The organism is Pseudoalteromonas sp. SG41-1 (genome assembly GCF_014164575.1).
GTDB classification, from domain to species: Bacteria; Pseudomonadota; Gammaproteobacteria; order Enterobacterales; family Alteromonadaceae; genus Pseudoalteromonas; species Pseudoalteromonas rhizosphaerae.
In genome coordinates this window covers 12,034-34,848 of record NZ_JACJFL010000041.1, presented here as the reverse complement: position 1 = coordinate 34,848, position 22,815 = coordinate 12,034, and the positions used below count along the sequence as shown (strand labels likewise).

The 22,815-nt window shown below is 40.8% G+C and carries 17 protein-coding genes; 14 read left to right on the top strand and 3 right to left on the bottom strand.

Annotation, left to right across the window (positions count from 1 at the left end):
* Window positions 1-235 precede the first annotated feature (235 nt).
* From ribA to csrA, 5 genes are all read left to right on the top strand, one after another.
* Window positions 236-859 (top strand): GTP cyclohydrolase II, encoded by a 624-nt coding sequence (gene ribA / locus H5203_RS17750; RefSeq protein ID WP_145240900.1) that lies wholly within the window; start codon window positions 236-238, stop codon window positions 857-859.
* Between the two features lie 78 nt (window positions 860-937).
* Window positions 938-1,726, top strand: a complete 789-nt coding sequence (locus H5203_RS17745; protein WP_145240902.1) for a BPSS1780 family membrane protein — start codon at window positions 938-940, stop codon at window positions 1,724-1,726.
* A gap of 11 nt (window positions 1,727-1,737) precedes the next feature.
* Window positions 1,738-2,190, top strand: coding sequence for a regulatory protein RecX (locus H5203_RS17740; protein WP_182718042.1), 453 nt, complete (start codon window positions 1,738-1,740; stop codon window positions 2,188-2,190).
* A 19-nt stretch (window positions 2,191-2,209) separates the two neighbouring features.
* Window positions 2,210-4,810 carry an alanine--tRNA ligase gene (gene alaS, locus H5203_RS17735; RefSeq protein ID WP_182820046.1) on the top strand — a complete coding sequence of 867 codons (2,601 nt, stop codon included), beginning with the start codon at window positions 2,210-2,212 and terminating at the stop codon, window positions 4,808-4,810.
* Window positions 4,811-5,499: 689 nt separating this feature from the next.
* Window positions 5,500-5,691, top strand: a complete 192-nt coding sequence (gene csrA / locus H5203_RS17730) for a carbon storage regulator CsrA (RefSeq protein ID WP_004587515.1) — start codon at window positions 5,500-5,502, stop codon at window positions 5,689-5,691.
* A gap of 26 nt (window positions 5,692-5,717) precedes the next feature.
* On the opposite strand, the gene H5203_RS17725 is transcribed toward csrA, so the two are convergent.
* A complete protein-coding gene (locus H5203_RS17725) occupies window positions 5,718-6,185 on the bottom strand; it encodes a YcxB family protein (RefSeq protein WP_145240906.1) in 468 nt (155 codons plus the stop codon).
* Between the two features lie 127 nt (window positions 6,186-6,312).
* Between H5203_RS17725 and H5203_RS17720 the strand changes: the two genes are divergently transcribed.
* A complete protein-coding gene (locus H5203_RS17720; RefSeq protein ID WP_182820045.1) occupies window positions 6,313-7,242 on the top strand; it encodes a hypothetical protein in 930 nt (309 codons plus the stop codon).
* On the opposite strand, the gene barA is transcribed toward H5203_RS17720, so the two are convergent.
* Complete coding sequence (barA, locus tag H5203_RS17715; RefSeq protein WP_145240910.1) at window positions 7,239-10,004, bottom strand: two-component sensor histidine kinase BarA; 2,766 nt, start codon at window positions 10,002-10,004, stop codon at window positions 7,239-7,241. The two genes, H5203_RS17720 and barA, sit on opposite strands and share 4 nt — an antisense overlap.
* Window positions 10,005-10,102: 98 nt before the next feature.
* On the opposite strand from barA, the gene rlmD reads away from it, so the two are divergent.
* The 6 genes from rlmD (at window position 10,103) to H5203_RS17685 (ending at window position 18,763) form a co-directional block, all read left to right on the top strand.
* A complete protein-coding gene (rlmD, locus tag H5203_RS17710) occupies window positions 10,103-11,428 on the top strand; it encodes a 23S rRNA (uracil(1939)-C(5))-methyltransferase RlmD (protein ID WP_182820044.1) in 1,326 nt (441 codons plus the stop codon).
* 8 nt (window positions 11,429-11,436) lie between these two features.
* Window positions 11,437-13,593 carry a GTP diphosphokinase gene (gene relA / locus H5203_RS17705; RefSeq protein WP_182731179.1) on the top strand — a complete coding sequence of 719 codons (2,157 nt, stop codon included), beginning with the start codon at window positions 11,437-11,439 and terminating at the stop codon, window positions 13,591-13,593.
* A gap of 8 nt (window positions 13,594-13,601) precedes the next feature.
* Entirely contained in the window at window positions 13,602-14,414 is an 813-nt protein-coding gene (gene mazG / locus H5203_RS17700) for a nucleoside triphosphate pyrophosphohydrolase (protein WP_145240915.1), read from the top strand.
* 138 nt (window positions 14,415-14,552) lie between these two features.
* On the top strand, window positions 14,553-16,187 hold the full coding sequence (locus H5203_RS17695; RefSeq protein ID WP_145240916.1) for a CTP synthase: 1,635 nt from the start codon (window positions 14,553-14,555) through the stop codon (window positions 16,185-16,187).
* A gap of 111 nt (window positions 16,188-16,298) precedes the next feature.
* Window positions 16,299-17,597, top strand: a complete 1,299-nt coding sequence (gene eno, locus H5203_RS17690) for a phosphopyruvate hydratase (protein ID WP_182768047.1) — start codon at window positions 16,299-16,301, stop codon at window positions 17,595-17,597.
* Between the two features lie 191 nt (window positions 17,598-17,788).
* Window positions 17,789-18,763 (top strand): 2OG-Fe(II) oxygenase, encoded by a 975-nt coding sequence (locus H5203_RS17685; protein ID WP_182820043.1) that lies wholly within the window; start codon window positions 17,789-17,791, stop codon window positions 18,761-18,763.
* 14 nt (window positions 18,764-18,777) lie between these two features.
* On the opposite strand, the gene mutH is transcribed toward H5203_RS17685, so the two are convergent.
* Complete coding sequence (gene mutH / locus H5203_RS17680; protein ID WP_145240919.1) at window positions 18,778-19,449, bottom strand: DNA mismatch repair endonuclease MutH; 672 nt, start codon at window positions 19,447-19,449, stop codon at window positions 18,778-18,780.
* A 427-nt stretch (window positions 19,450-19,876) separates the two neighbouring features.
* Between mutH and rppH the strand changes: the two genes are divergently transcribed.
* Together rppH and ptsP are read left to right on the top strand one after the other, a co-directional pair.
* Complete coding sequence (gene rppH, locus H5203_RS17675; RefSeq protein ID WP_145240920.1) at window positions 19,877-20,398, top strand: RNA pyrophosphohydrolase; 522 nt, start codon at window positions 19,877-19,879, stop codon at window positions 20,396-20,398.
* Window positions 20,399-20,415: 17 nt separating this feature from the next.
* The gene (ptsP, locus tag H5203_RS17670; RefSeq protein WP_145240921.1) at window positions 20,416-22,689 is read left to right on the top strand and encodes a phosphoenolpyruvate--protein phosphotransferase; all 2,274 of its coding nucleotides are present in this window, start codon (window positions 20,416-20,418) and stop codon (window positions 22,687-22,689) included.
* Window positions 22,690-22,815: the final 126 nt, after the last annotated feature.

The window sequence follows — 22,815 nt, the reverse complement described above, 5'->3', positions numbered from 1 at the left end:
TTAATTAAATTATACCAAATAGGTACAACTATGTCATTGATTTAGAGTATCGGGTAAGAATTTTGTTTTTGGTGGGGTGGAATTGTCGATTTAGCGCAAGGCAATGCTTGAATTGCGAGTAACTGCCTCAATATAGTTATTACTCATTGCGGTGTTGTATTATTTTCAATGCAGTTTATTTTTGTGATATTATCACGTTTGCATTATCGCATTACTTTTTAATTTTGGATTTGTCGTGGCGCAAGTAAGAGCTAGAGTCCAGCTAAATGTTGGCAAAAACAGTGATATACCCGCAGAAATCGTGTCATTTAGCGATTTAAAAGATGGCCAAGAGCATGTTGCTTTGGTGTTTAATCGTGCTGATAGCGAGCAGTCTGTGCCGCTTATTCGTATGCATTCTGAATGTTTAACCGGTGATGTATTTCATTCATCACGGTGTGATTGTGGTGAACAACTCAACGAATGTATTGAAATGATGCATCAACAAGGTGGTATTTTACTTTATTTACGCCAAGAAGGGCGTGGTATTGGTTTATACAATAAAATTGACGCCTATGTATTGCAATCACAAGGTATGAATACCTATGAAGCAAATAATCATTTGGGCTTTGCTGATGACTTACGTGACTTTTCTGACGCGGTATTAATGCTAGAAGCGATGGGGTTGGCTCACGTAAAGCTGATGACCAATAATCCTAAAAAGCTTAATGCCTTGAAAGATGCAGGTATTGAAGTTGAATCAGTGGTTGGCACGCATGCACACATTAAAGCTGGTTTAGCCGGCAATAAAGCATACCTAGAGACGAAAATTAAGCATGGTGCGCATATGTTAGATATAAAGAAGATTAAAAAACCGTAATTTTAAGCTGTCGTCTATGTAATCCCATCCAACGCCGAGTTATACTCGGCGTGTTTTGTTGTTAATTTAAGAGCAAGTATGTCAATTGAATTACGAGTATTTAAGGCCGATGCAGGGCTGAAATGGTTTAAAGCAGGCTGGCTTATTTTTAAAACTCAGCCTTTTACCTTTATTTTTATGCACTTATTTATAGGTATTATTGGTTTACTATCGCTATTTTTACCTTTTTTACAAATTATAGCAGCCATTGCCACGCCATTTTTAACTGCGGGGTTTTATCAAGCGGTGATCACCAAACAGCAAGGCGGCAAAATTATGTTGGCCGATATCCTAAAACCGTTTACCGCCAAGGGTAATCGCATGGGGCTGCTACGTTTAGCGCTCTATCAAATGGCGGCCGGTGTATTGATGGCTTTGCTAGCTGGGGGTTTATTTTCCGAAGCGATTGCGATTATGAGTAATCCGAATGTCGATCCTAACATTGCCTTGCAGCAAGTAATTGATAGCATCTCGATGGCAAATGTTGCGCTGTTTTTAATTGCGTTATCGGTGTATTTAACGGCTTTTTCTTATGCGGTGCCGTTGGTTTATTTTAATCAACAAAAACGTATTTTTGAGGTGCTAAAAAGTTCATTTATGGTGTTTTACCACAACATGGCACCATTGAGTGTATATGGGGCAATTATTGCAGGCTTGATGATGCTTTCAATGTTTTTATCATTCTTGCCGCTGTTGGTTTTAATGCCAATTTGCTACATTAGCTTTTTTGTTTCTTATCAAGCTATTTTTATGCCGATCGTACCGCCTGCAGAGGCAGAGCCTGTTGCGCCGCAGCATAATGATCAAAGCGGTCGTTTTGACGCATAATGGCTGAAGAAATGGATGAAGCATTACAAAAGAAGTTAAAAAATTATGTACTTTGGTTACTCGGGCGCCAAGAATATTCGCGTCGAGAGTTAACCCAAAAATTACAGCAAAAAGAGGCGACGCCTGAATTTATCGAAGCTTTATTAGATTGGTGTGAAGAGCACAATTTTATAAATGAGCAGCGTTATGTTGAAGGTTTTGTACGTCGCCACATTGCTAAAAAACATGGCTTAAAACGTATTCAAAGCGAAGCCATGGGCAAAAGGATTGACCGAGCACTGTTAGAAAGTGTGATTGAATCATTCGAAATTGATTGGTTTGGGTTAGCGCAGGATGCGTATTTAAAGAAGTATTCAAATTCACAGGACGACTTCGATCACAAAGAAAAAGCTAAGCGCGTGCGCTACTTAATGTATCGAGGGTTCAGTTACGAACAAATAGATTTTGCAATGCAAGCACAGTAAAAATGGGTGAGACGTTCACATGCAGCACATGACTACCGCACAGATCAGGCAACAGTTTTTAGATTTTTTTGCCTCTAAACAACACCAAATTGTTCCATCAAGCTCGCTTATTCCGGGTAACGATGCGACGTTATTATTTAATAACGCCGGCATGGTGCAATTTAAAGATGTATTTTTAGGCGCCGAAAGCCGCCCTTATAACCGCGCAACTAGCTCACAACGTTGTGTGCGTGCCGGTGGTAAGCATAACGATTTAGAAAATGTAGGCTACACAGCACGCCACCATACATTTTTCGAAATGTTAGGTAACTTCAGCTTTGGTGATTACTTTAAGCAAGACGCGATTAAGTTTGCGTGGGAGTTTTTGACTGACGTTGTAAAACTGCCGAAAGAAAAACTGCTTGTTACTATCTATCATGATGATGAAGAAGCATTTGGTTATTGGGCTAACGAAATTGGTTTGCCTGAAGATCGCATTATTCGTATTGCTACTTCAGATAACTTCTGGTCAATGGGTGATACTGGCCCGTGTGGTCCATGTTCTGAAATTTTTTATGATCATGGCGAACAGATTTGGGGCGGACCCCCAGGCTCACCTGAAGAAGATGGCGACCGCTTCATTGAAATTTGGAACCTGGTATTTATGCAGTATAACCGTCAAAGCGACGGTACGATGGAGCCGCTTCCTAAGCAGTCTGTTGATACAGGTATGGGTCTTGAGCGCATTGCTGCAATTTTACAAGGCGTGCATTCAAACTACGAAATCGATTTATTCCAAGGCTTAATTAAAGCTGCTGCAGAAGTTACCAATGCACAAGATATGGATGATAAATCACTGCGCGTAGTGGCGGATCATATTCGTTCATGTGCGTTTTTAATTTCTGATGGGGTTATGCCATCAAACGAAGGCCGTGGTTATGTACTGCGCCGTATCATTCGTCGTGCAGTTCGCCATGGTAACAAGCTTGGCGCACAAGGTTCGTTCTTCTATAAGTTAGTTGCTGCGCTAATCGAGCAAATGGGTCAAGCGTATCCAGAGCTTGCAAAACAGCAAGAAATCATCGAAAAAGTACTGCGTATTGAAGAAGAGCAGTTTGGCAAAACTCTTGAGCGTGGTTTAGCTATTTTAGAAGAAAGCCTGACTGATTTAACTGGCGATGTGATCCCAGGTGAATTGGTATTCAAATTATATGACACCTATGGTTTCCCTGCCGATTTAACCGCAGATGTAGCGCGTGAGCGCTTTATGACGATTGATGAGCAAGGCTTCCAAGAGTGCATGGCTGTACAGCGTAAAACTGCACAACAAGCTGGTAAATTTGGTGCTGACTATAACCAGCAATTAAAGTCTGACAAACACACTGACTTTAAAGGCTATGACGCAACGCACTATAGTGGCACTGTGATTGAAATGTTCGCGCAAGGTGAAGCTGTATCAGTACTTGAAGATGGCCAACAAGGCATTGTGGTACTAGATCGCACACCGTTTTACGCTGAATCTGGTGGCCAAGTTGGCGACACCGGCACATTAACGGTAGCTGGCGGTGAGTTTACAGTAACTAATACTACTAAATTTGGTAATGCATTCGCGCATCACGGAACAGTGATGGGCCGTATTGGTGTGAATGATAAAGTTGACGCTAACATTGATGATAAGCGCCGTGATCGTGTTAAAAAGAATCATACAGCGACGCATATTTTACACGAAGCACTACGTCAGTTATTGGGCGATCATGTGTCGCAAAAAGGTTCACTCGTAGACCCTGAACGTTTACGTTTTGACTTCTCGCATTTTGAAGCAGTCACGAAAGCTGAACTACGTGAAATTGAGCGAGTTGTGAATGACGAGATCCGTCGTAACTTTGCGCTAAATACTGAGCTGATGGCAATCGATGCCGCCAAAGAAAAAGGCGCAATGGCGTTATTTGGTGAGAAGTACGATGATGAAGTTCGCGTAGTGACTATTGGTGATTACTCTATAGAACTGTGTGGCGGTACTCACGTAAATCGTGCTGGTGATATCGGTTTATTCAAAATAGTTTCTGAGAGCGGTATTGCTGCCGGTGTGCGTCGTATTGAAGCGGTAACGGGTGCTGATGCAATTGCTTATGTAAGTGAGCAAGAGCAACACCTAAACGACGTAGCGGCTCTTGTTAAAGGCGACAGCGCATCAGTACTTGAAAAAGTAACAGCCTTGCTTGAAAAGTCAAAAGGGCTTGAAAAACAAATAGCACAGCTAAGCGACAAGCTAGCCAGTGCTGCGGGTGCATCATTAATTGATTCAATTGTTGAAATTAACGGTGTTAAATTACTTGTGGCAAACGTTGAAGGCACTGAATCAAAAGCCTTACGCGGCATGGTTGATGACCTTAAAAACAAGATTGGCTCAGGTGTTATTGCACTTGGTGTTGCTGATGGCGACAAAGTAAGCTTAATTGCTGGTGTGACTAAAGACTTAACTGGCAAAGTGAAAGCCGGTGAGCTGGTAAATCACATGGCATCACAAGTTGGTGGTAAAGGCGGCGGTCGTCCTGATATGGCGCAAGCTGGTGGCTCTGAGCCGCAAAACTTAACTGCAGCACTTGATAGCGTAACCGCTTGGTTAACTGAGCGTACTTAATAGCTCAGTACGTAAAGTTGATTTAACACTTTAGGAGGCTCAATTGAGTCTCCTAAAGTGTTTATTCTAAATCTGCTTTAACAACTAAGTCACGTCCTAAATTTATGGCTAAAACGGCATACCTTACTAAATACACACTACCGCATTTTTTATTGCCACTGGATTTACCTTAATTACGAAAAAACTCTGAACCATCTCCATAAATTCTTTACAGCGATGATAAAACTAATTTTTATTGAAACTTTTTCTCGATAACTGCATCCAAATAGTTAAGATTAATCATAACTTTGAAAAAATAGGCTATGCTTATATCGACTACCGTTATAGTGCACAGAAAAGATTTTAGTAACTACTTGAAGTATTAGATGACAGCCACCATTATATTAACAGTAAAGAGATTTCTGTTGGTTGCTCAGTTGCTAAAGTCGCCATTGAGGCAGTGAGTATGAAATCATATCCTAGTGTAGTAAGTTTGTTTTTATACATTAACGTAAACACGTATCAAGATCTGATATTAAAATATTAGTTTGAATAGATGAAACATACTTAGAATTGGCAATAGGCGCATTATAAAGAGTTTTTTTAACAGAAAATGAATCGATTTAGAGTTTTTACTTACTATTAAGGCTTATTTTCTTTAATATACAGACGCGGAATCTTTTAATTTATTGGAATACGGGAGCAAGAGAATGCTAATACTAACTCGTCGAGTAGGTGAAACCCTAATGATTGGTGACGAAGTAACTGTCACTGTACTAGGTGTTAAAGGAAATCAAGTACGTATTGGTGTTAATGCACCTAAAGACGTTTCGGTACACCGTGAAGAAATTTACATGCGTATTCAAGCTGAAAAGTCTAACCCGAATCCGGGCAATGCTTAATCAATTTAATTGATATGAAAGAGCCACTATTTAGTGGCTCTTTTTTTTATGTATTCAATAATCTCATCACTCAGTACGCTGTTTGAAACGTACTGCATGCCGCGACGACTTTTTAAAATAATACCGCGAACAGTAAAAATTACTTCATCGATATCTTGCCATGCTAGCTGATAGCTTTTATGTGGGTTTTCGCTTTTAAAACCGCTTTCATCAATAGTTAAAGTTGCCTCAGAGCCTGATGCTCGACTAAGCATTTGCCGCGTTACCCACCAAGGCCTGCGATAATAAAAAGCAACACATTCAAGTACTGCGGCCATGATCAAGAAATTTCCTAAATAGTGTTTTTCTAACCAATAAATAGCTGTAAGTCCTAAACTAACCAATAAGACTAAAAAAACATATTTCGGCTTTGCTTGTGCGCTGTAAGGCAGAGACTCATCAAAACATTCGTAAAAGTAGGGTTTATCTAATGTATAAGTGGTACTAAATGACATGATTTACAAATTCGGGATTACTGTGCGGTTATTTTAGCAAGCTTAGTCGCAAAAAGCCGTTCTTTTAACTGTTCATTTGTTTGTTACTATGAGAGCTTAAGATCTATTTGCGTGATAGGGGATGGTGATGTTTAGTTTAATTGGTTTGACTTGGGCACTGTCCAGTAATGCGTTTTTGGTGATGGGGGATATGCCATATACTCCAATTGATGAAATGAATTTAGCGCCAACAGGGGCTTTGGGTAAAAAAATAAAAACGACTGAGCATGCTTTTTTGATCCATGTTGGCGATATGAAATCCGGTTCTGAGCCTTGCACCAATGAGTTGCTTGAGAAGCATAAACAGTTACTAACCTCTTTAACTACGCAGCCATTTATTTACACCCCCGGTGACAATGAATGGGCTGATTGCGACCGCAAAAATTTAACTCCTCGTTATGATGAATTAGAGCGCTTGGTATTTTTAAAAACCTTGATGTTTGATGATAAATACCTTGAAAAAGCCAATACCTTAGTTGATTTTCAGCAACAGCCTAGCATGCACGAAAATGCGCGTTGGCGGTTCGCTGATGTAGAGTTTATAACGCTGCATATTGCAGGCACCCACAATGGCCGTCGAGAGGTGCTAAAAAGTGATAAACAACTTGCTTATCAACAAGCTGACACAAGAGATGCCAACAACCTTAACTGGTTAGCGCAAGCAAATCCAACAGCCAAAGGTTATGTGATTGCTTTTCAGGCAGATATTTACACCCATCGAACAGCACAACCGGCATGCAGTAAAACTCAGCCAGAACAGTGTGATGGTTTTAAAGTGTATCGCGATGCTTTGGCGGAATTTGCAAACACAGTAAAAAAGCCGGTATTAGTGATCCACGGTGATACAGGCCCTTATTGTCAGCAACCATTATCCGAAAATTTAACGCGGCTCAATGTACCCGGTGATTTTATGTTTAGTGACATTGCCAAAGTGAGTTTGGTGCAACAAGATACAGATGTAACTTGGCAGATCAACAGTTTAAAAAGTGGTAAACCACTCAAGCGGATCTGCCGTTAATTTTCGGCTAAGCCGGCATCGGTCATCAAGTTTTCAAGTTCGTCTTGCAGCTCAAAAAGCTCTGGCTCAATATAACTTAAATCACAATCGCCTTTTAACGCGGTTTCCAGTGCTTCAGCAAGTGTTTTTAGCTTGGGTACGCCAGTGTAGCAGCAAGCACCATGAAATTTATGAATAATACTTAGCACATGTTCGCAATCTTGGCTGGCGGTCGCTTCTTCAAGTAATCGCAGAGTTTCTGGCACACTGAGTAACAACATATTAAGCATTTCAAGCGCCAGTTCGTTTTTACCGCCGGCACGTTGCAATGCTAATGGCCAATCTAGTGATGAGCTAACAAAAGGAGGCTCACTAGCAATCAGGTCATTACGGCTTTTGTCACGTCGCAGCGGTGATTGCGGGCTATGATCACTAATAATCTGTTTCAACATATCTTCATCAATAGGTTTAGTTAAATAGCCTTTAAAACCATCGGTAATAAGTTGCTCTTTTTCGCCCGCTAAGGCATGCGCTGTGACAGCAATAATAGGAGTATCTTCGTTTAAGGATGATTCTAGGATCAGTTTACAGGCGGTAATACCGTCCATAATTGGCATTTGAATATCCATAAAAATAATGTCGTATTTATGGCTTTTGCTCAAACTATAGGCTTGTGAGCCATTATGAGCGGTATCAATAGTTTCAATTTGCTCTTCTAGTAAAGTACAAATTAACTTTAAATTGGCATCATTATCATCAACGACTAATACTTTTAGTGGTAATAATTTCTCGTCATTTTCTTCAATATTATGCACGGGATGATCGAGTCGATAAGGTGCTGCAAGCACTTCACAGAGCTTGCGATGGTTGAGCGGTTTACTTAAACACGCATCTGCACCACAGCCAATATAAGCTTCGCGCATATTGTGCGATACCGAATTAAGCATTAAATACAGATAGTCAGTCGATTCACGGACTGCTTTGATATAGCTTTTTAAGCGTTGCATTTCGTCAACTGCGGCAACATGGCCGATAATACAAATATCGTAATTAAACTCTTTATTTAACTCTTGTAAAAAAGTTTCTTGATCAAAGCACGCTGTGACCTTTGTTTGCCACTCGGTGAGTAAAGAGAGCACTGCATGATGGGTATGTTCATGGGGTTCTAGGTATAAAATACGTTTATTTGCGAGAGATTTACTTGGCAAGTCGCTATTATAAATATGGCTTGGTAGTCTAAATACGCCATTAAAAGTAAAGCAGGTACCATTACCCGGCGCTGAGTTTAAAGTAATACGGCCACCCATGGTTTCAACTATGTGCTTGGTAATAATTAAGCCAAGGCCTGTGCCACCAAATTTACGGGTAATGCTTGAATCAGCTTGGCCAAAAGGAGTGAACAAAGCATCTTGTTTATCCATTGGAATGCCAACGCCAGTATCGGTTACTGACACTAACACTGAGGTACGTTCTTCATCAAGTAAACGATGGCCAACATCAATTTTAATTGAGCCTTTTTCAGTAAACTTAATTGCATTACTAATCAAGTTGATCAGGACTTGCTTAAACCTGGTTGGATCACCTGTTATGTTGTCAGGCACTAGTGAGTTGATATAAATCGATAGCTCTAATTGTTTTTCATGCGCACTAGGTGCCAGTAGTGTAAGTACTTCGTTTATTGTGTCTCGTAGTTGAAATTGAATGGACTCAAGTTCCATAGCGCCCGCTTCAAGCTTTGAAAAATCTAAAATATCGCTGATGATAGTCATTAAACTATTGGCTGATAGTTCGATGGTATCGAGGTAATCTTTTTGGTGTTTATTAAGCGGTGTTTTATGTAATTGACGAGTAAAGCCAATGACACCATTGAGTGGTGTGCGTAATTCGTGACTCATTTTCGCTAAAAAGTCCGATTTTACGCGGTTGGCGTCTTGGGCATCGGTTTTAGCAATACTGAGCTGAATATTCTGTGTTTCGTATAATTCTAACGACTCGCGCAAGTCACTGGTTGCCTGATCGATGTGCTTTTGCATTTCATCTTTTTGCATCACCATAGTATCAGAAATGGTGTTTAGCCCTTGGCGTAATAACTCAAACTCGCCCATCATCGGAGCGGTTAGGCCGGTTTCTCTTTTCCCTTCGATTAATTTGTCAGTAGCCAGTACTAACTTATTTAATGGGGTCATAAACATATGGCTAAGCCTGATGGCTAAAATAGCCGCTAACACTAAGGCTAAAATAATCACGATACCGCTGACTAATAATGCTTGTTGCTGACCAATAATCGCTTGGTCTTTGTTGAGCTGAATCACCACAGTGCCAAGAGATGTTTGAAACGCTGCATTATTCCATTGAGCGTCTGGCGTTGAGTGATTGATGATCGGCGTAAAAAATGTAATTAGGTGATCGCTGGGCAGTACCTTGGTGTTTTTTCCTGCTTGCAAGTATTCATTGTGCAGTAGATCATCAAAGTCACGGTGATAGTTACTGGTTAATACCAGTTCATTATGCTCGTCAAAAATTGCGATGGTTTTAATTGCTGGAGAGTGTTTATTATGCGCATGGCTGATCAAACGGTTTAGTAGCTGTTTATTTTTTGCTAATAATGGCTGCTCAATGGCAATCGACAGTGGCTCTGAGATAGTCGCACCTTGCTGATATAAAATTTCATCAAGCTCAATGTAACGATTTATTGTAAAATAGCCGCCAAGTAGTAATCCGATAATCACTGTGGGAATAAGTGTTAGCGTTAAAACTGAGTCGCGCAAACCAAGTTTAGTCATAAGTGAACGTTGTTATCATTATTAGTTAGTTAAAGAGTATATACTTATAAGCTAGTAATCAATCACCCTCGTAGAATCAATATTTAAGGTGTTACCCGATGGCGCAGTTTTTCCAAGCAAAAAAGAAAACCCTTTCTGGGCAGTCGTTAACTTTAGCCATTTCAGGAATGGATCATCAAGGTCGGGGGATTGCCAAGCATAATAATAAAGTGTGCTTTGTTAGCGGTGCACTGACAGGTGAAACGGTTAAGGCCAAACTAACCGAAGATAAAGCTCGTTATAGCGCGGCTAAAACGATAAAAGTTGAGCAGGCCAGTGAAGCACGGGTTAAACCGTTTTGCGAACATTATCAACAATGTGGTGGTTGCCAATTACAGCATTTGCGACTTGACCAACAATTAGTTGAAAAGCAAGTGGCGGTGAGCCAGCTGTTTTCAAAGTTTGCCAAGCTTGATGCAATGAACTGGCAAGCCCCGTTATTGAGCGAGCCGACGCACTACCGTCGCAGTGCGCGGTTAGCGGTGATGTTTGATAAAACCGCAAAAAAAATGCGGGTTGGTTATCGCGCGCAAGGTTCTAAACAAATTATCAGTGTGCAGCAGTGTGCAGTACTGAGTGACGATTTTACCGCAATTTTTACTGTTTTTGATCAGTTATTAAACCAATATGGCGAACTTCGCAGTGTTAGCCATATACAATTATGCCAAGCAGATGAGCAAAATTTTGTGGTGATCCGCCACACTAAAAGCATCAGTGATAAGCTAAAAGCAACTATTGAGCGGCTGGGGCTTGATCATCAGTGGCAAATAATATGGCAAGGAGATACTCAGCAAATTAACCACAGCCATTTACCTATGCCGTTTTATAGCTTACCTGAGCTTGGACTAAAATTTACGTTTGGGCTGGAAAACTTTATTCAAGTCAATGCGCAGGTAAATCAAGCGATGCTTTCTCAAGCGGTTGGCTGGCTGAATTTAAAAGGGCACGAACAGGTACTAGACCTATTTTGTGGGATTGGTAACTTCGCTTTAGCGCTGGCAAACAACGCAAAAAGTGTAATTGGTGTTGAAGGAGTGGCTTCTGCGGTTGCAATGGCGGCGCAAAATGCGCAAACTAACCATATAGCCAATGCTCATTTTCATTGTTTTGATTTAACACAAACAATGCAGCAAGCTCCGTGGTTTAGTAAAGAGTTGAATGTATTAGTACTGGACCCTTCACGTACCGGTGCCTTAGCTATTTTAGAGCAACTGCCTCTGAAGCAATTTAAAACGATTTTATATGTATCTTGCGACCCTGTGACTTTAGCCCGTGACAGCGCAATTATTACGCAAGCTGCATTTTCACTTGAAAAAATAGGGCTAATGAATATGTTTCCACACACGGGGCATATCGAAACGATGGCGTTATTTCAACGGAGGTAGAGCGCATTATGGTAGCTACTCGGCAATCACATCAACACGACAAACCGGGTGATTTTAGCACACGACTTGGTTTACTTAACTTAACGCAAGAAAAGCGCGAACTATTAAGTAAAGCGAATACCCTTTGCGCTGAACTACATAATCATCAGCAACAAAATATTGCCATGGAAATGGTCGAAATTTTGGTGGAAATGAATCTCGATGCAGACACCCTCGCTACCGCATATATTACGCCGAGTTTTTTGGCTAATCTAATCGACATCGATACAGTAAGCGATGTGATGGGGAGCCATGTGGCAACTCTGCTAACGGGTGTTGCACAAATGGCTACTATTAGCACTTTGGCTCATCAAGGTACTGGCACCGTTCAAGTTGATAATATACGCCGTATGTTATTGGCGATGGTTGAAGATGTGCGCGCTGTGGTTATTAAACTTGCTGAGCAGGTATGTCATTTACGAGAGGTTAAAAACGCCAACGAAGAAGAGCGAGTGATTGCTGCAAAAGAAACCGCTGATATCTTTGCGCCACTTGCTAACCGGTTAGGGATTGGGCAATTAAAGTGGGAGCTGGAAGATCTATCGTTTCGCTATTTGCACCCTGATGTGTATAAAAATATTGCCAAGCAATTGGATGATAAGCGCTTAGGTCGCGAAGCTTATATGGTAGACATGGTTGAGCAAGTTAAAACCAAACTGGCTCAAGCAGGTATTAAAGGCGAGGTATATGGTCGGCCAAAACATATCTACAGTATTTACAAAAAAATGGCGCAAAAGAATTACGAGTTTGACCAGTTATTTGATATTCGCGCCATGCGTATTGTGGTGGATGAATTGCAAGATTGTTACGGTGCGCTGGGGATCGTGCACACCAATTGGCGTCATCTAAATAAAGAATTTGATGATTATATTGCCACCCCTAAACAAAATGGTTATCAATCTATTCATACCGTAGTATTTGGCCCAGAAGGCAAAACGGTTGAAATCCAAATTCGTACCCACGCGATGCACCAAGATGCTGAGCTCGGAGTCGCTGCGCACTGGATGTATAAAGAAGGGGCGTTACCTGGGCGTGGCTCTGGGTATGAGCAAAAAATTAGCTGGTTGCGTAAATTATTGCAATGGCAAGAAGAAGTGGTTGATGGCAGCGATTTAGCCGAAGAGCTAAAAAATCAAGTGGTCGAAGATCGGGTGTATATTTTTACCCCCCGTGGCGATATTTTTGATCTACCGTTGGGCGCAACACCACTGGATTTTGCTTATTATATTCACTCAAATGTCGGTCATCGTTGTATTGGTGCAAAAGTATTTGGCAAAATAGTGCCTTTTACCCATCAATTACACACTGGCGATCAGGTTGAAATTTTAACCCAAAAACAACCTAATCCTAGCCGTGATTGGTTAAATCCATCACTGGGATATATTAAATCATCCCGCGCGAGAGCGAAAATACACCACTGGTTTAAACAACTAGATCGCGATAAAAATCTCAGTGCTGGTAAAGAAATTCTAGATAATGAATTGCAAAAGCTCGATTTGACCTACAAAAACTTAGAGCCGGCTATTATTCGCTATAACTTTAAAGAGTTAGATGACTTAATGGTTGCGATTGGCGCCGGCGATGTGCGTTTAAATCAGTTGCTGAATTTTATCACGGATCGCTCTGATGACGAGCCCGTCATCCGCTTTAAGAACCCGACTAAAATCAGCGGTGATAAAAATGGTATCGTGGTTGATGGGGTTGGTAGTTTAATGAGCCATGTGGCTAAATGTTGCCGCCCAGTTCCTGGTGAGTCAATAATCGGTTATATCACGCAAGGGCGTGGCATAGGTGTGCATAGGACTGATTGTGATTCTTTTAATAATCTAAGAACACAACATCCTGAGCGTGTTATTGCGGTTAGTTGGTCAGACGAAATTAACGGCTCTTATGCTCTGTGTATTAAAATTGAAGCAAGTGACAGAGCTGGGCTTATACGTGATATTAGTTCGGTACTGGCCAATGAAAAAGTTAATGTGCTGAATATGAATATGGAAACCGTGGACGACCGCCAATTAGCGTTGTTTACCATGCAAGTGGAAGTACATGATTTATCAAGTACCAATCGATTACTATCAAAATTAGATCAAATCGAAGGCGTGCATGAAGCAAAACGTAGTCACTAGGAATGTAAATGAACCAGACAACTAATACCTCGACGAATACCTTAACTGAGTTATTAGCCATTATGGCTAAATTACGTGATCCAGCAACAGGCTGCCCGTGGGATTTAAAGCAAGACTTTACATCCATCGTACCGCATACCTTAGAAGAAGCATACGAGGTAGCCGATTGCATTGAAAAAGGTGATTTCGGTGAGCTCAAAAATGAACTGGGTGATTTACTCTTTCAAGTGATTTTTTATGCGCAATTGGCACAAGAGCAAGGGTTATTTGATTTTAATGATGTAATGGCTGGGCTAAATAATAAGTTAGTGCGTCGCCATCCACATGTATTTGCCGATCAGCAAGGGCTGACTGAACAACAACTCAGTGAGCAGTGGCAAACCATAAAAGCACAGGAGCGGGCAGCAAAAGCTGAACCGCAGAGCAACACATTATGGCAAGATATACCTGCAAATCTGCCTAGTTTGAGTAAAGCCAAAAAAATTCAGCAGCGGGTTGCAGGATTAGGCTTTGATTGGCCTAGTTATCATGGTGCATTAGATAAAGTGGCTGAAGAAGTTGATGAAGTAAAAGAAGCGTTAGCCGTTGATCCATTTTCAGCACACAGCGCAGAAGAAATCGGCGATTTATTGTTTGCTACAGTTAATGTAGCACGGCATATTAAACGTGACCCAGAGCAATTATTACGTAGCGCCAATGATAAGTTTTCAGCGCGATTTGAAAAAGTACAAGCCTATTTATGTGAGCGTGGGCAATCGCTTGATACAGCAACCCTTGCTGAAATGGATGCCGCATGGGATGCGATAAAAAAGCAGCAGTAAATAATGCGAAACGCTGAGTGCGTTTTTTGTGCAGAGAATTACTAACTTTCGCTGGATTGATGGCAGTGCCTTTGCTATAATTTCGCCCCGTCTTGATTCTATATTTTTCCTTTTAATTCCTGATATTCTAGGGTTCGCATGAGTACAAAATTTATCTTCGTTACCGGCGGGGTTGTTTCCTCGTTGGGTAAAGGTATTGCAGCAGCATCGTTGGCAGCTATTTTAGAGGCCCGTGGTTTAAATGTTACCATTTTAAAGCTGGATCCTTATATCAACGTTGACCCAGGCACAATGAGCCCAATTCAACATGGTGAAGTATTTGTCACCGAAGACGGCGCTGAAACCGATCTTGATTTAGGTCACTATGAACGTTTCATCCGTACCAAAATGACAAGCCGTAACAACTTCACACAAGGTCGTGTATATGAAGATGTGCTGCGTCGTGAGCGTCGTGGTGAGTACCTTGGTGCAACAATTCAGGTTATTCCACATATTACCAACGATATTAAGCAACGTGTTTATGACGGTGCTGAAGGCCATGATGTGGCACTCGTTGAAATTGGTGGAACGGTTGGTGATATTGAGTCACAACCATTCTTAGAAGCAATTCGTCAGCTTGGCACAGAGATTGGCCGTGAGCGCGCATTGTTTATTCACTTAACGTTAGTGCCATTCTTAGGCCCTGCGGGTGAAGTGAAAACCAAACCAACACAGCATTCTGTTAAAGAGTTACGCTCGATTGGTATTCAACCAGATATTCTTATCTGTCGTTCAGATCGTAAATTACCAAATAACGAACGTGCAAAGATTGCTCTTTTCACTAACGTTGAAGAAAAAGCGGTTATTTCATTACCAGATGTAGACAGCATTTATAAAATTCCTGCGCTATTAAAATCGCAAGAGCTTGATAACTTTGTATGTCGTCGCTTCCATCTTGATTGCCCTGAAGCTGATTTAGTTGAGTGGGAACAAGTGTTATACCAAGAGTCAAACCCAACGGGTGAAGTGACTATCGGTATGGTTGGTAAATACATTGAACTACCTGATGCCTATAAATCTGTAAACGAAGCACTTAAACATGCAGGTCTTAAAAATCGTTTAACAGTAAACATTCAATATGTTGATTCACAAGATGTTGAAAGTAAAGGTACTGAGTTACTAGCTAACCTTGATGCTATTTTAGTTCCTGGTGGTTTTGGTGGTCGCGGTGTTGAAGGTAAAATTTTAGCGGCAAAATATGCCCGTGAAAATAAAGTACCTTACCTTGGTATCTGTTTAGGTATGCAAGTTGCGCTAATTGAGTATGCACGTAATGTTGCAGGCTTATTAGATGCAAACTCAACCGAGTTTAATGCTAACTCGTCAAGCCCTGTGGTTGGTTTGATCACTGAATGGTTAGATGCGGAAGGCAACATTGAAACACGTAGCGAAAAATCTGATTTAGGTGGCACTATGCGTTTAGGCGCACAAAAATGTCATTTAACACCAGGCTCAAAAGTACGTGAAGTATATGGTAGTGATGAGATTGTTGAACGTCATCGCCATCGTTACGAAGTAAACAATAATTTTGTTGAACAGCTTGAAAAAGCTGGCTTGAGTTTCACTGGTTTATCGGAAGATAAGAAGCTAGTTGAAATCATCGAGAATAAAGATCACCCGTGGTTTATTGCGGCTCAATTCCACCCGGAATTCACCTCAACACCGCGTGATGGTCATCCGCTATTTGAAGGGTTTGTTGCCGCTGCGCATATTCATCAAAAAGCGTCATCGTAATATGAATAAGCCGTGCACTATGCACGGCTTATTTGTTTTCAAAGCCGACGGCATTAAGGAAAATTAATAAAGTCGGAGTAGACTCACCATTTTGGGAAAAGAGGAATCAAGATGTCAAATATCGTAAAAGTGATCGGTCGCGAAATTATGGATTCGCGTGGTAACCCAACTGTAGAAGCTGATGTTCATTTAGCTGACGGTTCAAGGGGCCGCGCTGCTGCACCATCAGGTGCATCAACAGGTACTCGCGAAGCACTAGAATTACGTGATGGTGATAAAGCACGTTACTTAGGTAAAGGTGTATTAAAAGCGGTTGGTTTTATTAATAATGAAATCGCGACAGCCTTAGCTGGCCAAAATGCACTAGAGCAAAGCACTGTTGACCAAGTAATGCTAGATTTAGATGGTACCGAAAATAAAGAAAAACTAGGTGCAAATGCAATCTTAGCAGTGTCATTAGCAACTGCAAAAGCTGCTGCACAATCTAAAAAAGTAGAGCTTTATGAGCACATTGCTGACTTAAACGGTACACCAGGTGTTTATTCTATGCCGTTACCAATGATGAACATCATCAATGGTGGTGAGCATGCTGATAACTCAGTTGATATTCAAGAATTCATGATCCAGCCAGTTGGCGCTGCCAACTTCCGTGAAGCGCTTCGCATGGGTGCAGAAATATTCCACAGCCTTGCCAAAGTACTTAAAGCTGATGGTCATTCAACCGCAGTGGGTGATGAAGGTGGTTTTGCACCAAACCTTGCCTCTAACGAAGCGGCACTTGCAGCAATCAAAGTTGCTGTTGCTAATGCAGGCTACGAGTTAGGCAAAGACATTACTCTAGCACTTGATTGTGCTGCGTCTGAGTTTTACGACAAAGAAGCAAATATCTACGACCTTAAAGGCGAAGGTAAAAAATTCACGTCAGAAGAGTTTAACTACTTCTTAAAAGATCTAACTGAACAGTACCCAATCGTGTCTATCGAAGATGGCCTTGATGAGTCTGATTGGGACGGCTTTGCACACCAAACAAAATTACTTGGCGATAAGATCCAATTAGTTGGTGACGATTTATTCGTTACAAACACTAAGATCTTAAAGCGTGGTATCGACAACGGTATTGCTAACTCAATCTTAATCAAGTTTAACCAAATTGGTTCACTAACTGAAACGTTAGCTGCAATCAAAATGGCTAAAGACGCTGGTTTCACTGCTGTTATTTCTCATCGCTCAGGCGAAACTGAAGATTCAACGATTGCTGATTTAGCAGTGGGTACTGCAGCTGGTCAAATCAAAACAGGTTCATTGAGCCGTTCTGATCGTGTAGCTAAGTACAACCAATTGCTACGTATTGAAGAGCAATTAGGCGCTAAAGCACCTTTTAATGGTCTTAAAGAAGTTAAAGGTCAGTAATTCTTTTATAAGAAGCTGATTTAAACTTTTGAAAAATCCTCGCAAATGCGGGGATTTTTTTGTTTTGTTAGATGATATTTTATGCAATAAGGTTGTAGGTGTGTAAAGTTTAAATTTAATAGGGGTTTAAGGTTCTTTTTTTGTTGTTTAATTGTTATTTTATTGGTGTAAAAAATAACAGTTAGCAGATTATGAAAAATAACAAGATTACTCATCTACTTAATGCAAAGTATCATGGTGAGCTCCCACCACAACAAAGAATTTTAGATTTTGCTCTTACAGATTCCGAATTTGTCTATCATTGGTTATGTCATGTTGTGTCATGCTCAAGCTGTCCACAAGAACTCGCAATTGTTTTGTGTTTAGCTAAGCACCATGAAATTAAAGCGCTTCAGATATTGACTCATTTTTGGCCAAAGAGAATAGTTAACCATGATACAGTTGATAGTTTTGCAAAGCATTTATCGAGTATGCCTAATGTTATAAGGCAATATGCAGAACCTGATTTGATAAATTTGTGGTCTAGCTTAATTACCCCAGCAGTGCCTCAATCTAGTGGGCAATCAACACCCGTGACGATAATAGAAAGTATGCTAACGGAAGAATTGGCCAACGAGATAATTAAGTTTGCTGCGAAGAGTTTAAGTTTAGCTGCTGTCTATGCAGAGGCATCTACTAGACAGAGAGTTGCAGATATTAGGGATAACGAGCAACTTATAACGCAATTACCTGTAGATGATATTTCGGTTGCTATACTACAGCGCCTCATGTGCTCTGATGACTATACTGATTTAGCTTATGCTGAACCTATGGTGGTTTACCGTTATGTTAAAGGCCAACAATATAAGTGGCACTATGATTTTATAACTCCCTCAAACGAAGATGCTAAAAATGAGCTAAATTTTTTCGGGCAAAGGCAACGTACACGTATTATTAATTTAAATGAGGGGTTTGGCGGCGGAGAAACGGCCTTTAAAGATTGGAATATAAGCGTAAAAGCTAAACAAGGGCAAATTATTAAGTTCAATAATATGTTTGATAATAAAGTGGACAAAAAGTCAGTACATAGCGGTAAACCAGTGTTATCGGGGGAAAAATGGATATGTACGCTGTGGATGCGAGAGAAGCCATTTTGGCTACGCGCATCTATATGGCATAAAGATTAACATTTAACGGATGATCACAGCTGAAATTGCTGCTTCAAAATCTGCCCTGTAAAGCTGGTTTTTAAATAAAAACCACGGGGTAGGGTTTTAATAATTTGCCCGTTTGGACCGATTGCATCGGTGACTATTCTGCTGTTAGCTGCTTTTGGGCGAATTTGCATCGCATCCCCTAAATGCCCTGAGATCTCATCAATACGTCCCAGTGCAATCAACTCCATTTGCTCTTCCCAGTCTCGCTGTAACTGCGCATCTTGCTCAGCGGAGGGTTGCCATAAAAAGCCACTGCCAATGGTCCTATCAAATGGCACAATGTCTCGCTCGCCTAGAATGGGTAGCCACAAGACATGATTGAGTTTTTTACGCACATTACTTTGCTGCCATGTCATACCTGTGACATTCAATAACGGTGTCACAGACACAAAAGTGGTCTCTAATGGTTTGCCTTTATATGAGATTGGTAACGTTTTAAGTTCAATCCCGAGCTCTTCAAAATCAGGGGTTGGTTTGGAACCTGCCGTTGCACCTAATGCATATTCAATCAATTGTCCCGTCCAGCCTTTTTCCTTTAATAAATGCTCAGGTGTTTTAAACTGATAATGACTTGCTAATTGGCCTAATGTCAGCCCTGAAATGTTGCTAACACGTTGCATTAATTCATTGATTGAATGTGGTTTTATCGGTTTCATAGCGAGTTATTTGGTTGTATAAATTCACTACTCATGATAGCAAAAGAGTTTAACCGTGGATATCTTTGCGTTTGGGTGTTTTTTGTTCAGTGATAGTTTGCTGTGTTTTTAGGCAAGGTGAAACTTGCTGACTTTAAGCTTAATGTATTGAATTTAATGGTTTTTAACTGTTAAATTTGCAAAGCCTTTAAGCTGTGTTGAAAACTTGTTGGGATAAATACATAACTATGAACAATGTTATCCACAGAAACTGTGGAAAAGGCAAGTTATTGGATCTGTTATTGTGGATTTGTTTGCAAAATGAGCTGTATAAATTAAAGTTATGCACAAGCTGTGAGTAAGATGCGTAAAACTCTGAATATTGTTTGCCGTATTGCAGGTAATGTGGAACAATCATTAAAAATCGACTTACAAATGAGGCACTAAGGTGATTGATGCCGAAGGTTTTCGTGCCAATGTCGGAATTGTAATTTGCAATAATCAGGGACAGGTCTTTTGGGCCAGACGTTATGGTCAGCATTCTTGGCAGTTTCCTCAAGGTGGTGTTGATAGTGGCGAAACAGCAGAGCAGACCATGTTTCGTGAATTACACGAAGAAGTCGGCTTGCGTCCTGAAGATGTAGAAATTGTCGCAAGTTCAAAACATTGGTTACGTTATAAATTGCCCAAGCGTTTGATCCGCCGAGACTCCAGTCCGGTGTGTATTGGGCAAAAGCAAAAATGGTTTTTATTGAAACTGCGTTGTAAAGACGAAGACGTCAACTTACTAAAAACACATCATCCGGAATTTGATGATTGGCGGTGGGTAAGTTATTGGTATCCGGTAAGGCAAGTTGTATCGTTTAAACGCGATGTTTATCGCCGTGTTATGAAAGAATTCGCACCCTTTGCGATGCCTTTTAATAAACGTGAACAGTCCAAAGATACTTGGCGCCATAAAGGTAAATAATATAAAGGAGCAGTATTATGCTGGCTACACTCAGAGCTATTGCCGAGTCCGTTTCGCAACAAGCGAGTTTGGATAGTGCGCTAGCATGTTTTGTTGAAATGGTGAAAGATGCCATGAAAACTGAGTGCTGCTCCATTTATTTTGCTGATTACAGTCAAGATAATTTTGTATTAATGGCAACCAGAGGGCTTAATCCCGCAGCCGTGGGTAAGTTTAGAATCGGTTTTACCGAAGGTTTAGTTGGCTTAGTAGCACAACGAGAAGAACCTATTAATATTGCCTTTGCCAAGTCTCACCCCCGTTTTAAACTCTCTCCTGAAGTGGACGAAGAAGGCTTCAACGCATTTTTGTCTGTGCCTGTAGTTCATCAAAAAAAAGTACTGGGCGTTATTGTTGTACAACAGAAAATTGCCCGTGTATTTAGTCAAGATGAAGAGTCTTTTTTAATTACGTTATCTGCGCAACTAGCGTCGCAATTAGCCCATGCAGAAATCAAAGAAGTTCTTCGCCAAGATGAGTTTTCTCATCAGACCTCGGTGCTAAAAGGGGTTTCTAGCGCGCCAGGAATTGCGATAGGGCAGGCGTTTGTTATTCTGCCGAAACTTGACTTTAAATCGATAGAATTAAAAAAAGACGATAACTGTATTGAGCAACGCCGCTTATTTACTCAAGCTGTTGCTGCAACCCGCAAAGAATTTAACACCTTGTCGATGACTCTTAGCGATTCCATCCCTAAAGAAGCGTTGGCAGTATTTGAGGTGTATCAGCAACTACTGGATGCAAAAAGTTTAGGGCAGAATGTTGAAGCACAGCTGCAAGAGGGCTGGTGTGCAAAAAGTGCATTGAAAATAGTGATCGAACGATTGATCTCCCAATTCAATGCCATGCAGGATCCTTATATCAAAGAGCGTGCGGTTGATGTTAAAGATATCGGCCTGCGCGTACTGCACCACCTCGTAAATACTGAACACGCAGTAAAAAGTTATCCTAAAGATACAGTACTGATCGCTAATACTTTAACCCCAGCCATGCTTGCAGAAGTGCCTAAAGGCCATTTAGTTGGCGTGGTGAGTGTTAACGGTGCGGCAAATAGTCATGCGTCAATTTTAACCCGTGCCATGGGGATCCCTGCAATTTGGGGTATTGAAGATTTACCGTTATTGCAGTTTGATGGTAAACCAATGATTTTAGATGCATACGCAGGGCGATTATATATTTCGCCTTCGCAAATGCTACAAGATGAGTATTTACAATTACAGCACCAAGAAAGTCTATTAAACGACAAGTTTGTGGCTGAGCAAGAATGCGATGCAGTGACATTAGATGGCGAGCATATTAGCTTGTTGCTCAATGCTGGTTTGGAACTCAATACTGAAAAAGCTAACACCAAAGTCTGTGATGGCGTTGGCTTATACCGAACTGAAGCCTGGTTTATGCAAAAAGGCCAGTTTCCATCACAAATAGAACAAGAGAATTGGTATCGCGAAGTATTAGCCAGTTATCATCCAGAACCTGTAGTGATGCGTACGCTTGATATTGGTGGTGATAAAGCACTTGATTACTTTGATATTACTGAAGAAAACCCATTTTTAGGCTGGCGGGGTATTCGTGTCACATTGGACCACCCAGAGATCTTTTTAGATCAGCTCAAAGCCATGGTTAGAGCAAATATTGGTTTAGGTAATTTAAAAATTATGCTGCCAATGATAAGCGGTACCGAAGAGGTTGATGAATCTTTAGCGTTGTTAGAGCAAGCCTATTTTGAACTGGAAGAAAAATACCCAGAGCAAGCCATTGAACGCCCAGAGATTGGCGTAATGTTAGAAGTCCCTTCAAGTGTATTTATGCTCCCTGAATGGTCTAAAAAAGTAGATTTTTGTTCTGTGGGTAGTAACGATTTGACGCAATACTTACTTGCCGTCGATCGTTCTAATGCGCGTGTTGCTGATTTATTTAATCCCTATCATCCTGCGGTATTAAGAGTACTGCAAAAAGTTGCAAAAGAGTGTCAGCAATATGAAATGTCCTTTAGTTTATGTGGTGAATTAGGTGGCGATCCTGAAGGTGCAATACTGCTGATTGCGATGGGTTATCGACGCTTGAGTATGAACTACTCATCATTAAGTAAAGTTAAATGGGTATTAAGACGTTTAAAAGCCAGCGATATGGAAGCATTACTGGCGGAGTGTTTAGCACAATCTACTGCAAAACAAGTGCTTAGGTTAACGCGTAATTTTATGATTGAGCATCAACTTGGTGAATTATTTTATACCCCAAATCAGGCTTCTTAGTTATACCAATCGACTTAAATATTTAACCATTCTAGCGTGCCAAATAAAGCGCTAACTGCGTTATAAATTTCTCAAGTAGAACAACTACATGTCGAAATTTATGCCTTGTTATCACTCTATTTATCT